Below are 13,276 nucleotides of genomic sequence, written 5' to 3' on the forward strand. Positions count from 1 at the left end.
GCCAGATGAACAAGGGGCATGACTTAGCGAGCGCTTGCGCTACAATTCGGGCATGCGGTGGATTGTTGTAGGGCTGATGATGATTGCGGGCGGGGCTGTGGCGCAGGAGCGGCGGCCGAGCCATTGCATTGCCATCGCGGATGCCGCACCGGGGATTGAGTATATTCACAAAGCAGCCTGGCAGGATCCGGTGCCCGAGTTTTCGGTTCGGATCAGCTATATCGCTCATGCGTCGTTTATGATTCAGACGCAGGATGGGTTGAACGCGGTGACGGACTTCACCGGTTTCATCGGCAGCGCGGATCTGATCCCGGACGTAGTGACGATGAATCATGCCCACGGCACCCATTGGACCGCCCACCCGGATCCTGCAATCCCGAATGTATTGCCGGGGTGGGGCGAGTTTGGGCAGGGGATCGAACACTATCTTGATCTGGGAGAGATGCTGATACGCAATGTCTCGACCGATATTCGATCCTCTTATGGCGGTGTGGAAGAGCGCGGGAATTCGATCTTTGTGTTCGAAGTTGAAGGGCTGTGCATAGGCCATCTGGGTCACCTGCATCATGTGCCGTCGGATGAACAATTTGCCGCCCTGGGGCGTTTGGATGTTGTGATGGCTGCGGTGGATGGTGGAACGACGATGCCGCTGCCGGAAATGATCACGGTTTTGAAGCGGCTGAAAAGCTCTGTCATCATTCCAATGCACTGGTTTTCCAGTTTCTCACTGGACCGTTTTCTGGTCGATATCCGCAACGACTTCCCCGTTGAGCGCAAAGGTGTGTCCGAGATCACCGTGTCTCTGCGCACGTTACCTGATCGCCCGACGGTCGTGGTGCTTGAGCCGCAATACCTCATCGAACTGGAATAAGGCTTGTCGGGACGTCGGGACTTGGGCAAGGAAAGGGTATGAAACTGAACCCTGCCGATGACATTCTTGCCCAGTCGATCCGTGCTGCCTTGGGCGACGATGTTCTGCACCCCGTTGAGGAACGATATCTAGAGGAGCCGCGCCGCAGGTTTGCGGGCCATGTGGGCGTTCTGGCGCTACCGAGGTCGGTGGAACAGGTTTCGACGCTCGTTCGGCTCGCCTCGGATGCTTCGGTTCCCGTCGTGCCTTATGGCGGCGGCACCGGCTTGGTTGGCGGGCAGGTGATGGTCGAAGGTCCGGCCCCGTTGCTTATTTCTCTGGAGCGGATGTCAGCCATCCGGGCGGTTTATCCGACCGAGAACATTCTTATCGCCGAGGCCGGTGCCATTCTGGCCGATGTTCAGGCTGCTGCGGAAGAAGCTGATCGATTGTTCCCGTTGGCATTGGCGGCGCAAGGGTCTTGCCGGATCGGTGGAAATCTTGCGACGAATGCGGGTGGCGTCAATGTATTGCGCTATGGCAATGCGCGTGACCTGTGTCTTGGGTTGGAAGCAGTTCTTCCGAATGGTGAAATCTGGCACGGCCTCAGCCGTTTGCGCAAGGACAACACTGGGTATGATCTGCGCAACCTGCTGATCGGGGCGGAAGGTACACTGGGGATCATCACAGCCGCGTCGTTGAAGCTGTACCCGCAGCCGGCCGAAACCGGCACAGCGATGTTCCAGGTGGCCTCTCCGGATGCTGCCATTGAATTGCTGGCGCTGGCACGCGATCAGGTGGGCGAGGGGGTCAGCACCTTTGAGCTGATCCACAAGCAAGGCCTGCAATTCTTGTCCGAGGTTTTGCCCGATATCCGCCAGCCCTTTGACGTCCAGCCTGAATGGATGGTGCTTATTGAATTGGGCCTTTCTGGCAGTGCGTCACCGTCAGACGCGCTGATGGCGCTGTTCGAGGCTGCAGAAGCGCGCGGGTTTGTAGCTGATGCGGTCGTAGCTCAAAGCGAAGCGCAACGAATGGAACTTTGGGCGGTGCGTGAGCATATCCCTGAGGCCAACCGATTGATCGGTTCGGTCTCAAGCCATGATATCTCGGTCCCGATTTCGGATATCCCAGCGTTTATCAAGCGTGGGTCCGAGGTGGTGAATTCGTTGGGGACATTCCGTATCAATTGCTTCGGACATTTGGGTGACGGCAATCTGCATTACAACGTGTTTCCGCCGCAGGGGCACAGCCGCGCGGAATATGATGCCCAGCGGCATAGTGTAAAGCGCGCGGTGCATGATCTGGTGCATGAGTTCAGTGGCTCGATTAGCGCTGAACACGGCATAGGGCGTTTGAAAACGGATGATCTAAGTCGCTATGGCGATCCGATAAAGCTATCTGCGATGCGTGCTATCAAAGCTGCCCTTGATCCAAAAGGAATCATGAATCCGGGAGCCGTTCTAAAGGCGTAGGCGCGGCCCATTTAGTACAGGCCGCGCGCTGGGTTCACGATGCGGGCAGGATAACTTTGTCAATCACGTGGATGACGCCGTTCGATGTTTCGATGTCTGCCTGAACAACGTTCGCGTCGTTGACCATTACGCCGTTATCAAGGTCAATCTTGACTTCTCCGCCCTGTACGGTTGCGGCTGTCATGTCATCGGACAGATCGCCTGACATCACTTTGCCGGGCACCACGTGGTAGGTCAGGATGGCGACCAGTTGATCCTTGTTCTCGGGCTTCAGAAGGGTTTCGACTGTGCCTTCCGGCAGGGCGGCAAACGCGTCATCAGTGGGGGCAAAGACGGTGAAAGGCCCTTCACCTTTCAGCGTCTCGACAAGCTCTGCGGCCTGAACGGCAGCGACGAGAGTTTCAAAGCTGCCTGCGCCGACTGCGGTGTCGACAATATCCTTGGAGTGACCATCAGCATAAGCGGCTGTTCCTACGAAAAAGCTTGCGACACCGGCAATTGCGAGTTTGCGAAACATGGTATGATATCCCTTGTTGGAATGCCCTTGGTGGCATCAACCGGGATACGGGGTGGCATCAAAGGGAGATCACTGAATATGTCGATAAGTTCGGGTTGATTCAATGAAAAACCGCGCTAAGCCAACGCGGTTTCAAGTTTCAACTCACGATCTTGTGAATGCGCAGCCTGTCAAAGGCCTTCGAATTCGCACAAGACTTGGACATCCATACCCATATCCTCCAATGCCTTGCGTCCGCCTAACTCTGGCAGGTCGATAATGAACGAGCATGAGACAATCTCGCCCCCCAACCGTTCGATCAGTTTGATGCCCGCGGCAGCAGTGCCACCTGTCGCCAGCAGATCATCGACGACGAGGATTTTTTCACCCGGTTGGATGGCGTCGTCGTGGATTTCGACAATCGCCTCGCCGTATTCAAGCTTGTAGTCTTGGCTGATCGTGGTTCCCGGCAGCTTGCCCTTTTTGCGGATGGGCACGAATCCGACGCTTAGCTGGTGCGCGATTGCGCCGCCAAGGATAAAGCCACGCGCCTCGAGACCAACGACCTTGTCGATGCGCTCACCGGCATAGGGGTGCAGCATTTGATCAATCGACATGCGGAAACCGCGCGGATCCGCGAACAGGGTCGTGACGTCCCGGAACATGATCCCTTCATGTGGGAAATCCACGATGGTCCGAATGTAATCTTTGACCGACTTGTTTCTGGACATGGCCATCCCCTCTGGCGCCAAAACACGCTGGGCTGTTTGGCCCATTGGTGTGAGTCATGCAAGGAAAGATTGCCACCCAAGGCGTGCGGCATTTGGACTGGCGGTAGTCGCGATACAGTGCATCGACCGGCCGTGTCAGATATGGTTTGTGCCCCTTGCCCTGATCTTTTGAAAAAATCGCTTGAGCGACATGAAGGTTCGTTGCCATAACCTTCTTTTGCTGTTAGGTGCTCGTGAATTACAAGTTCTATGCGAAGTATATACAAAGACTATCTTGCAGGTCTGCGATTTTGATGGGAATGGGACGCGTGGGAACGAAAGACGGCAAGGTTTCAACCAAGAAAAACAGTCAGTTGGTCCTGCGGTTGGACAAGGATGAACGGGACGAGTTTGTTCAGCTATGCAAAGAGTTGGATACGTCGGCCGCGCGAGAAATCCGGCGGTTCATTCGCGGTTTCATGAAGGAACACGCTGAGGGCTGAGCCCTCAGGCCGGGCGGCGCAGGACAGCCGTGGCCACTCCCATCCCGATTAATGCCAGCCCTCCGAACCGGGTCATTGCGGTGATGACGCCAGAACGGCCGATCATCTGGCGCAGCCGATCCGCCAAAAGGGCGTATGCCAGCGAATTCAGCCATGCCAGCCCCACGAAGGTCGCGATCAGGATAGCAAATTGCGGTCCAAGCGGGTCAGCCGGGCGCAGAAACTGAGGAACGAAAGCAATAAAAAACGCGATGGATTTCGGGTTCAACGCGGTGACCGCGGCGGCATGGCCAAATACGCTATGTGCGGTGACATTGCGCCCGGTGTCCACAGTCTCAAGCCCGCCTGATGGCGCGCTGCGCAACAGTTTGATCCCCAGCCAGACCAAATAGGCGGCGCCGACCCATTTGAGGGCTGTGAACAAAGTGGCCGAGGCCAGGACCAGCGCGCCAAGCCCCAAAAGAGAGGCCGTCATAGCTACCAGATCCCCGACAGCTACACCCGTCGCCGAGGCGACAGCCACGCTGCGCCCCTTGGACAGGGCATAGCTGAGCACCAGCAGGACCGTCGGTCCTGGGATCAATAGTAGGGCCGTGGATGCAGCGACAAAGGCGAGCCAAAGGTCAAGGGACATCGGAAATCCTGTAATGCGTTTTGCGCAGCAAGCCCGGACCAGCGCGCAAGGTCAAGCCCTGCGTGGTTGCGTTGTCAGACGCATCAGCGCCTCAAGCGGACCGCGTTTGAATTTGCGGGACCACAATAGGGCAAAGATCGAGGACGCGGCACAGAACGCAACAGCGTAACCCGCGATCTGCGGGGCGTTCAGTGACCCGTTCAACAACCCGGCCTCCTCCAGTATGCCCATGCCGATCAGGATGTGCGCCACATAGAGCGTCAGGCTTTGCCGACCGGGCGCGGTCAGGGCTGGGCCGATGCGCAACTTTTCGATCTTGGGCCACAGCTTCAACAGCAATCCGACCACCACGCAAGCCGAGCCGGTTCCGGCAATAATGTAGAACGGTCCCGGTGGGATGGACGCGGTTCCCAGATAGATCACCAGATCAGGGTCCGAGGCCAACATTTGCGGGAATAGGGCAAATACGGCAGCTCCGAACCCCCACATGATCAGCCTGTGTTGAATGCAGATCGTGTGCAGTTCTGACCGTCCAATGGCCATTCCGATCAACAGGAACGCCGCCCAGGGAAGGACCGGGTGCCAGCCGTTGAAAAACAGGTTGCGCAAGAAACCGGGCAGGGTCCAAAGATCGGCGTATGTCAGCGTGTCCCAGTCCCAGCCAAGGTCGTAGTTGAAAATCATGACGGCGATGACAGCCAGCGCCACCACCCCAACTGAACCCAGCCACAATGCACGGGTCGGTGCCGTCAGGAAAGCAGCGCCAACAACGAAGTACACCGCGTAGAAATGCAGGATATCGGCGTCAAATACGGTCATGTTGATCAGACCGAGCACGAACAAGAACACCGCGCGCCGCAGCAGCACCGATGCTGAAACAGAAGACAACCCAATTCCGATACCGGCCAGGATGACAAACAATGCGGCTGCGCGGCCTTCAAGCAATTCGATCAGGGTCGAGGCCCAGTCATTGCCAGGGGCGACCTGAGCGGCAATGCGGAAATTTACCAGAACCATTCCGCAAAACGCCAGAAACCGGGCTGCGTCCAATGCCTCAAGTCGTTTCATGCTATCCCTCTGTTTCGCCAGCGTTTTGACGGTGCTGTGCGAACCACAGATCGGTGCACTACAGGCGATTTTTCAAGATGCTGGGCGAAAAAGAACCAGTGCCGTGCAACGCGGCAACAAGTTTTAAGATTGGATTAAGTGTAGCCCGTGCGGCTTGAAACGGTTCCTTGGGCCACCGACCTTGGATTGGACGCAACACTTCGGAGAGGCCGATGGTTCAAACAGATCAAACACGCGCGAACGCGGCACCTGAAACCAGCCACTCACGGCTTGCCCATGTAAAGGGCGCGCTGATCCTTTTGGTTCCGGTCCTCGCAGTGATCTATGCGGGCATCGTTGGGTATATGTATGTGAACCAGCAATCGCTGTTGTTCAAACCGGACGGAGAATTACCAGCGCCCAACACGGTAGGGTTGGCTGATGTGGAGTCCGTTTCCTTCACAATGTCCGATGGCGTTACGCTGACCGCGTGGTCCGCCCCGCCCGCGACCGATGATGCGCCGACGGTTTTGTTCTTTCATGGTCAATCGGGCAACCTGGGCGACAGGGACGATCGGATGAGAGAGATCCTCAACAGCGGCTTCGGCCTGCTGGCCCCCAGCTACCGTGGCTATCCGGGCAGCGAGGGCGAACCGTCCGAGATGGCGCTGATTTCCGACGGCATCCAGATGTATGACCAGTTGGATCGCCAAGGTGCGGACGTTGTGTTGCACGGCCAAAGTCTTGGAACAGCCGTTGCGACCGCCGTAGCTGAACAGCGCCCAAATGCACAGTTGCTGGTGCTTGAGGCACCCTTTACGGCTACGGTGGACGTCGCGGCGGAAAGATATCCCTGGCTACCGGTGCATGCCCTGATGCGGGATCAGTTCGCGACCCGTGATCTGATCGAGAACGTCACCGTTCCGACTTTGATATTCCACGGGACCGAGGATGAAACGGTTCCACTGCATCACGGCGAAGCTTTGGCCGCGATGGCCGGGGAGACGGCGCAGATCTATGTCATCCCGGACGGCACACACAACGACCTCTGGTCGCACGGATTGTGGGATCAGGTTCAACAGTCTTTGCCAGCCAACTAAAGTTGCCGGTCAGAGAATCCGACCAGCAACAGCATCCAATTTTGCCAACACGGTGGGATCACGTTTCTCCGGTGCGGTCAGGATGGCATATTCCAGTGCCCTGTCGCAGCCATGAGGGCAGGGCGCGCGGTCAGCGCCCAGCAGATCGGGCAGACCTTTGACAAGCGCACGGCCTTTCTCGGCATTGCCGGTCAGCGTGGCGATGATGGAGGTGACGTCCACCTCACCGTGATCCGGGTGCCAGCTGTCGTAGTCGGTGACCATGGCGATCGAGGCATAACAAAGCTCGGCCTCGCGGGCGAGTTTGGCCTCGGGCATGTTGGTCATACCGATTACGTCGCAGCCCCAGTGTTCGCGGTACATCTTGGATTCCGCCAGTGTCGAGAATTGCGGCCCCTCCATCGCCAAGTACGTACCGCCGCGATGAATGGCGATGCCTGCAGCCTTGCCGGCAGTCTCACACGCGTCCGACAGGCGCGGGCAGGTGGGGTGCGCAACACTGACATGAGCGACGCAGCCGGTGCCAAAAAAGCTCTTCTCGCGCGCAAACGTCCGGTCGATGAACTGATCAACGATCACGAAATCGCCCGGTGCCATATGCTCGCGGAACGACCCGCAGGCCGAAACCGAGATCACGTCCGTCACGCCCAGCCGCTTCAGCGCGTCGATATTGGCGCGGTAAGGAACGTCGGTCGGGGAATGCACGTGACCACGCCCGTGACGGGGTAGGAACGCCATGTCCACGCCATTCAGCGATCCGGTCAGGATCTGATCCGAAGGATCGCCCCATGGCGTTTCGACTGTGACCCATTCTGCTTTTTCCAAACCGTCAATGTCGTAAATGCCTGATCCGCCGATGATGGCGATTTTGGTCTGGGTCATGGCTGCTCTCCGTGAAAAACTGTTGAAAGAGTTCTGCGTGGCAGCCGCGGGTTTGGCAAGTGGCTTCAAGGGTTTGTGTAACTTGCTTGCTAGCTATGCGGTTTACGCATATCAGGGTCCCGCTGGGTGCAGTATCTAATGTCAGGTATGACAGGTAAAAGGCATCTTTCGCGCGAACAAACAACCCCACAGGACGTCTCATGCCCCGAGCCATGCTGGCAAGCTTTGCCAATCGTATAGCCAAACCCGATCTCCGCTGGATGCCGGACGAGGGGCTGACGGTTTCGCGCTTGCGGATTGAGCTGTTGTCGGGCCTGACCGTTGCGTTGGCTCTTGTGCCCGAAGCAGTAGCATTTGCCTTTGTCGCAGGTGTGCACCCGTTGGTCGGGTTGTATGCCGCGTTCATGGTGGGCTTGATCACGGCGCTGATCGGCGGTCGACCTGGTATGATCTCCGGCGCAACCGGTGCTCTGGCTGTTGTGATGGTGGCGTTGGTGGCTGAACACGGGGTGGAATACCTGTTCGCCACGGTGGTTTTGATGGGCATTTTGCAGGTCATTGCCGGCGCGATGCATTGGGGCCGGTTCATCCGACTGGTGCCGCATCCGGTGATGCTGGGCTTTGTGAATGGTCTGGCCATCGTGATTTTTCTGGCCCAGATGGGCCAGTTCAAAGTTCCGGGCACCATGGAAAACACCGGTCACGGCTTAAGTGGTGGCGAATGGCTTTCGGGTCTGCAGATGTATACGATGCTGGGTCTGGTCGCCCTGACGATGGCCGTGATCTGGGTCACGCCGCGGATTACACGTATCGTGCCCGCGCCATTGGCCGGTATCTTTGTCGTTGCCGCGCTGGTGATTGGCTTTGGTCTTGATGTGCCGCGCGTCGGCGATCTGGCCTCAATCGAGGGCGGTCTGCCCGCATTCCACATCCCGATGGTGCCGCTGAACTGGGAGACCTTTGAGATCATCCTGCCTTACGCTGTCATTCTGGCCGCCATCGGCTTGATTGAATCCCTGCTGACCCTGAACCTCGTTGGTGAAATCACCGGCAAGCGCGGAGGGGCCTCGCAAGAATGCATTGCGCAGGGTGTGTCCAATGTGGCGACTGGATTCTTCGGCGGTATGGGCGGTTGTGCTATGATCGGTCAGTCGATGATCAACGTGAAATCGGGCGGTCGTACACGCATTGCTGGGATCGCTGCGGCGCTGTTTCTGTTGATCTTTATCCTGTTTGCCTCACCCCTGATTGAGCAGATTCCGCTAGCAGCGCTGGTGGGTGTGATGTTCATGGTGGTAATCGGAACCTTTGCCTGGAACTCGTTCAAGATCATGCGCAAGGTGCCCCTGATGGATGCGTTTGTCATCGTTTTGGTGACTGTTGTGACCGTGATGGAAGACCTTGCGGTTGCCGTGGTTGTCGGCGTGATTGTCTCGGCGCTGGCCTATGCCTGGAACAACGCCAAGCGTATCCATGCCGTCACGCGTGAGTCTGCCACGGAAGAAGGTGCAAAGGTCTATGAGATTCAGGGGCCGCTGTTCTTTGGCTCATCCGATGGTTTTACCGAGCTGTTCGATGTTCAGAACGACCCTGACACTGTAATCGTGGACTTTGCCGAAAGCCGCGTCGTGGATCAATCCGCGCTGCAAGCCATCGAAAACATCGCTGGAAAATACGAGGCTGCGGGCAAGCGCGTCATGCTGCGCCACCTCAGCCGGGATTGCCACAAACTGCTGAACAAGGCCGGCCACCTTATGGTCGATAGCGACGATGACCCGGACTACGAACTGGCCGTCGATTACTCGGTCCGCACGGGTGTGCTGGGCGGGCATTGATTGCAAAAGGCGGCCACTTCGGCCGCCTTTTACTTTGGAGCAATTCGTTCCAATTCTTCAATATTACCAGACAGAAGCGCCTCTTCGGCTTTGGCGATCTTCTCGGCGGGCCAATCCCACCAGTTCAATGCCAAAAGCCGGTCGATGGTGTCCTTTTCGAACCGGAACCGCCGCACTTCGGCAGGGTTTCCGGTAATGATCGCATAGGGCGGTACGTTTCCGCGAACAACAGACCCGGCACCAATAATTGCCCCCGAACCGATTCGCGCACCGGGCAGGATCATTGCGCCATAGCCAATCCAGACATCGTGGCCGATGAGAGTGTCGCGCGTGTCCGGCTGAAACCCGGTCATTCCGTCCGGGTCAAACACTGGAAACGGAAAGCACGTCAATCCATCCATTGAATGATTGGCCGATGATGTGATGAAACGTACACCATGGGCGATCTGACAGAACTTCCCCAGCACCAGCCTTTCTTGCGAAAACGGAAACAGGTAGGGGGCAAGTCGTTGCGCCCATTCGTCTGACGGCTCAAAATCCGATGCGTAGCTGTATTCTCCGGCCTGAAACCTGGGATGGTCAATCGCTTCAGACAGGAAAACTGTGCCCTTGTGATCAGAGCCATCAGGGAGCGTGATCGGGTATCTGCGTAAGGGGTCAGGAAGCGGCATTAGTCATCCGGTCGTGAAAGGCTGAACAGCTCGGTGACCACTGAATAGTCCCGGTACCCAAGCCTTGCCAGCGGTTGGAATGTTGTGACGTCGAACATGCCGTCTTTCAGGCAATCGTCGCGCAGATGTACGCCGGTTACTTCTCCGAACACTACCCGATTGGCCTCGCCCGGAAGGGACACGATCTGGGTTAGCTTGCATTCCAGCGCTGCCGGAGCCCCTTCGATCCGGGCGCATGGGATGGTTTCGCATTCCAAGGGTGTCAGGCCTGCATGGCCAAATTCGTCGACATGTTTCGGCAAGCCTGCTGAGCTGGCATTCATTGCGTCGCGATGTGCGTGGGCCACGACGTTTACACAAAACACCCCCGTTGCCTTGATATTGGCAAGGCTGTCTTTCGTGCCGTCTTGATCGTGTTTGGTTCCGGTTGAAGCAAACATCACCTGCGGCGGGGTGTAAGCAACGCCGTTGAAAAACGAATACGGAGCCAGATTGTTGATCCCATCTGTGTCACGCGTGGAAATCCAGCCGATCGGTCGTGGCGTGATAATGGCGTTGAACGGATTGTGCGGCAGGCCGTGGCCGTCTTCGGGGCGATAGAACATAAGATCTCCAAGCGTTTGCCCAAGGCGTACCGAAGTGCTAGGGCGATTGCCAGCTAGGAAAAGAGGGCAGGGTGCAGCAGTTCGTGATCAGGCCGGAGGAGCCGGATGATTGGTGGGAGGTCGAGGCACTTTATGACCTGTGCTTTGCGCCGGGGCGTGAGGCGCTGTCCTCGTATCGTCTGCGCGATGATGTTCCACCCGTGTCGGGCCTTTCGCTTGTTGCGCGCGACGGGCAGGGCATTCTGGCCGGGGCGATCCGTTTCTGGCCCGTGCATGTGGGCGATCACGACGCTTTGTTGCTGGGCCCCGTGGCGGTGCACCCGACCCATCAAGGCGAAGGTCTGGGAGGATTCCTGATCCATCAGGGGCTTGAGGCCGGTCGCGAAATAGGCTGGCAAAGGGCGATGCTGGTGGGCGATGCGCCTTATTATGCGCGTTTCGGGTTCACACGACTTTCCGGTGTGGAAATGCCCCCGCCAACAAACCCAGACCGGGTCTTAGGCGCGGAATTGAGCCCCGGTGAATGGTTGAATGTGCGTGGCGAGGTGACCCGCTGGACGCGCTGAGCTATTGAAACCCTGCCGTTCAGCCCCGATGTTTAACGTCAGGAGGGCTTATATGCAGGACGTGCTTCTAGTCGAAAAGCTGGATACCGATGCCGAATTGGATCGGTTGGCCAAGTATTACAGAACCGCCGGAGGTCCCGGTGTTAAACTGTTGAACAGTTTGGGGGGGTCGGCGGAATCCTTACTGGAACAACTTCCTGTATCTGTGCGGGAGGGGCTGACAGGGGCCACCGAACAGGCGCTTTGGCTAGCGATGCACGCAGCCGAGGGTTCGCGTCGCGCCGTTCCTGATCAAAAGCCGTGGGTGAACACGGCTGTCGCAACGGCGATGGGGGCTGCTGGCGGCATGGGTGGCGTGTCGACTGCCCTGATGGAATTGCCTGCTACGACCGCCATGCTATTGCGTGCCATTCAGGGTGCGGCGTTCCGCGAAGGGTTCGATCCGTCCGAGGAAGGCGTCAAATTTGATTGCGTTCGGGTCCTGTCTGCAGCTGGACCACTGTCTTTTGACGATGGCGCAGATCTGGGCTTCTTTTCGGTCCGCCTGACGTTGACTGGCCCAGCGATGCAGAAGCTAATTTCAGCGGTAGCGCCGCGTCTGTCCATTGTACTGGGCCAGAAGCTGGCGGCGCAATCGATACCAGTTCTGGGTGCGATCGCAGGTGGTGGTACGAACTACGTCTACACCCGGTACTATCAGCAGGTGGCGCGCGTTCACTTCGGGTTGCGGCGACTGGCAATCGATGCCGATATCCCGCATGAAGATCTGGTTCGGAAGCTGGCTGCCCGCGTTTGAAACCGACCTAAATGCTTGGAAGAAACCGCACCATATGGTATTCTGACCCCAGCCGGCCGCTAAATGTATAAAAACCTCAAAGGTCGGCGATTGAGGATGAAAGCAGTTTGAAAGGTGGTGCGGCGTGATCGGTGCGAGGCAACCGACGTGTCTGCGGGGAAGCGAACAGCACCTGCGGCTTAAGCATCAATCGGCAGCGCTCTGCTATCGCATCAAACACGGAAAGCTCAGGGTTTTGCTGATCACAACGCGCAAATCCAAGCGCTGGATCATACCGAAGGGCTGGCTGATCGAGGATATGACACCGTCGCAAACCGCCAGACGAGAAGCTTGGGAAGAGGCTGGGGTTAAAGGCAATTGCGCAATCAAGCCCATGGGTCGTTTCTCATATTTGAAACCCCGCTCCAGTACGAACCCCGTATTGTGTCTGGTGGATGTCTTTCCCCTCTGTGTTACGTCCATTGCGCCTGAATTTCCTGAACGGGCCCAACGAAAGCGAGAATGGGTTTCGCCTAAAAAAGCGGCCTCTCTGGTGAAATCGCGGGAACTGTCCCTTTTGTTACGCCGTCTTGGCCCGATTCTACACTGAGTCGCCTTGCGAAGGGCTTGATCTTGCCATGTCTGTCGGTATCTATTTGCCTACCGGAAAATGGACGGACCATGATTCAATATTCGCTGAAATGCAGCCGAGACCATACATTTGACAGTTGGTTTCAATCGGCCGCCGCTTACGACAAACTCGCCTCCGCAGGTATGGTGACCTGCGTTGTGTGTGGTGACGCGCAAGTAGATAAGGCTATCATGACCCCTCGCGTTCGTCCGGCCCGCAATGCCCAGACAACTGAACCACAAAGCAAACAAGTGGATGTCGCGACCCCGTCGCCAGATATCGAGAAGGTGCTGGCCGATCTGCGCCGCAAGGTCGAGGAAAACTCGGACTATGTCGGTAAGGATTTTGCCAAAGAGGCGCGTAAGATCCATTTGGGCGATGCGCCCGAACGCGCGATCTATGGCGAAGCCAAACCCGATGAGGCCAAAGCGTTGATCGAAGACGGGGTGCCAGTTTCGCCGTTGCCTTTCCTACCCACCCGTAAAACGAACTGACC

At 57.4% G+C, this 13,276-nt stretch carries 16 protein-coding genes; 9 read left to right on the forward strand and 7 right to left on the reverse strand.

The annotated features are described in order from the left end of the window. The first annotated feature begins 52 nt into the window (after nucleotides 1-52). Together DHN12_RS19840 and DHN12_RS19845 are read left to right on the forward strand one after the other, a co-directional pair. Entirely contained in the window at nucleotides 53-871 is an 819-nt protein-coding gene (locus tag DHN12_RS19840; RefSeq protein ID WP_199913557.1) for an MBL fold metallo-hydrolase, read from the forward strand. A 38-nt stretch (nucleotides 872-909) separates the two neighbouring features. Next, a complete protein-coding gene (locus DHN12_RS19845; protein ID WP_108861735.1) occupies nucleotides 910-2,325 on the forward strand; it encodes an FAD-binding oxidoreductase in 1,416 nt (471 codons plus the stop codon). A gap of 34 nt (nucleotides 2,326-2,359) precedes the next feature. Here DHN12_RS19845 and DHN12_RS19850 read toward each other — a convergent pair whose 3' ends face one another. Both DHN12_RS19850 and DHN12_RS19855 read right to left on the reverse strand, forming a co-directional pair. Further along, nucleotides 2,360-2,842 (reverse strand): fasciclin domain-containing protein, encoded by a 483-nt coding sequence (locus tag DHN12_RS19850; protein ID WP_108861736.1) that lies wholly within the window; start codon nucleotides 2,840-2,842, stop codon nucleotides 2,360-2,362. Between the two features lie 170 nt (nucleotides 2,843-3,012). Continuing rightward, nucleotides 3,013-3,552 (reverse strand): adenine phosphoribosyltransferase, encoded by a 540-nt coding sequence (locus tag DHN12_RS19855; RefSeq protein ID WP_108861808.1) that lies wholly within the window; start codon nucleotides 3,550-3,552, stop codon nucleotides 3,013-3,015. 299 nt (nucleotides 3,553-3,851) lie between these two features. Between DHN12_RS19855 and DHN12_RS19860 the strand changes: the two genes are divergently transcribed. Further along, the gene (locus DHN12_RS19860) at nucleotides 3,852-4,034 is read left to right on the forward strand and encodes a hypothetical protein (protein WP_108861809.1); all 183 of its coding nucleotides are present in this window, start codon (nucleotides 3,852-3,854) and stop codon (nucleotides 4,032-4,034) included. 4 nt (nucleotides 4,035-4,038) lie between these two features. On the opposite strand, the gene DHN12_RS19865 is transcribed toward DHN12_RS19860, so the two are convergent. Both DHN12_RS19865 and DHN12_RS19870 read right to left on the reverse strand, forming a co-directional pair. Next, on the reverse strand, nucleotides 4,039-4,668 hold the full coding sequence (locus DHN12_RS19865; RefSeq protein ID WP_108861737.1) for a LysE family translocator: 630 nt from the start codon (nucleotides 4,666-4,668) through the stop codon (nucleotides 4,039-4,041). A gap of 51 nt (nucleotides 4,669-4,719) precedes the next feature. Then, on the reverse strand, nucleotides 4,720-5,736 hold the full coding sequence (locus DHN12_RS19870) for a DUF418 domain-containing protein (RefSeq protein WP_108861738.1): 1,017 nt from the start codon (nucleotides 5,734-5,736) through the stop codon (nucleotides 4,720-4,722). 212 nt (nucleotides 5,737-5,948) lie between these two features. Here DHN12_RS19870 and DHN12_RS19875 point away from each other — a divergent pair, with 212 nt between their 5' ends. Further along, a complete protein-coding gene (locus DHN12_RS19875) occupies nucleotides 5,949-6,815 on the forward strand; it encodes an alpha/beta hydrolase (protein WP_108861739.1) in 867 nt (288 codons plus the stop codon). A gap of 9 nt (nucleotides 6,816-6,824) precedes the next feature. Here the strand turns inward: DHN12_RS19875 and DHN12_RS19880 are convergent, their stop codons facing one another. Then, nucleotides 6,825-7,697 (reverse strand): S-methyl-5'-thioadenosine phosphorylase, encoded by an 873-nt coding sequence (locus DHN12_RS19880; protein ID WP_108861740.1) that lies wholly within the window; start codon nucleotides 7,695-7,697, stop codon nucleotides 6,825-6,827. 200 nt (nucleotides 7,698-7,897) lie between these two features. Here DHN12_RS19880 and DHN12_RS19885 point away from each other — a divergent pair, with 200 nt between their 5' ends. Further along, nucleotides 7,898-9,532, forward strand: coding sequence for a SulP family inorganic anion transporter (locus DHN12_RS19885; protein WP_108861741.1), 1,635 nt, complete (start codon nucleotides 7,898-7,900; stop codon nucleotides 9,530-9,532). Nucleotides 9,533-9,561: 29 nt separating this feature from the next. Here DHN12_RS19885 and DHN12_RS19890 read toward each other — a convergent pair whose 3' ends face one another. Together DHN12_RS19890 and DHN12_RS19895 are read right to left on the reverse strand one after the other, a co-directional pair. Continuing rightward, nucleotides 9,562-10,203 carry a CatB-related O-acetyltransferase gene (locus DHN12_RS19890; protein WP_108861742.1) on the reverse strand — a complete coding sequence of 214 codons (642 nt, stop codon included), beginning with the start codon at nucleotides 10,201-10,203 and terminating at the stop codon, nucleotides 9,562-9,564. Further along, nucleotides 10,203-10,808, reverse strand: a complete 606-nt coding sequence (locus tag DHN12_RS19895) for a flavin reductase family protein (RefSeq protein ID WP_108861743.1) — start codon at nucleotides 10,806-10,808, stop codon at nucleotides 10,203-10,205. Before DHN12_RS19895 ends, DHN12_RS19890 begins: the two co-directional genes overlap by 1 nt. Before the next feature lie 71 nt (nucleotides 10,809-10,879). Here DHN12_RS19895 and DHN12_RS19900 point away from each other — a divergent pair, with 71 nt between their 5' ends. The 4 genes from DHN12_RS19900 to DHN12_RS19915 all read left to right on the forward strand — a co-directional run bounded on the left by DHN12_RS19900 (nucleotide 10,880) and on the right by DHN12_RS19915 (nucleotide 13,274). Beyond that, nucleotides 10,880-11,374, forward strand: a complete 495-nt coding sequence (locus DHN12_RS19900) for a GNAT family N-acetyltransferase (protein ID WP_058276957.1) — start codon at nucleotides 10,880-10,882, stop codon at nucleotides 11,372-11,374. Between the two features lie 52 nt (nucleotides 11,375-11,426). Next, entirely contained in the window at nucleotides 11,427-12,170 is a 744-nt protein-coding gene (locus DHN12_RS19905; protein ID WP_058272251.1) for an EcsC family protein, read from the forward strand. Between the two features lie 124 nt (nucleotides 12,171-12,294). Further along, a complete protein-coding gene (locus DHN12_RS19910; RefSeq protein ID WP_108861744.1) occupies nucleotides 12,295-12,759 on the forward strand; it encodes an NUDIX hydrolase in 465 nt (154 codons plus the stop codon). Nucleotides 12,760-12,830: 71 nt separating this feature from the next. After that, a complete protein-coding gene (locus DHN12_RS19915; RefSeq protein ID WP_108861745.1) occupies nucleotides 12,831-13,274 on the forward strand; it encodes a DUF1178 family protein in 444 nt (147 codons plus the stop codon). Nucleotides 13,275-13,276 lie beyond the last annotated feature (2 nt).

It is taken from the genome of Ruegeria sp. Alg231-54, from assembly GCF_900143525.1.
Lineage (GTDB): Bacteria > Pseudomonadota > Alphaproteobacteria > Rhodobacterales > Rhodobacteraceae > Ruegeria.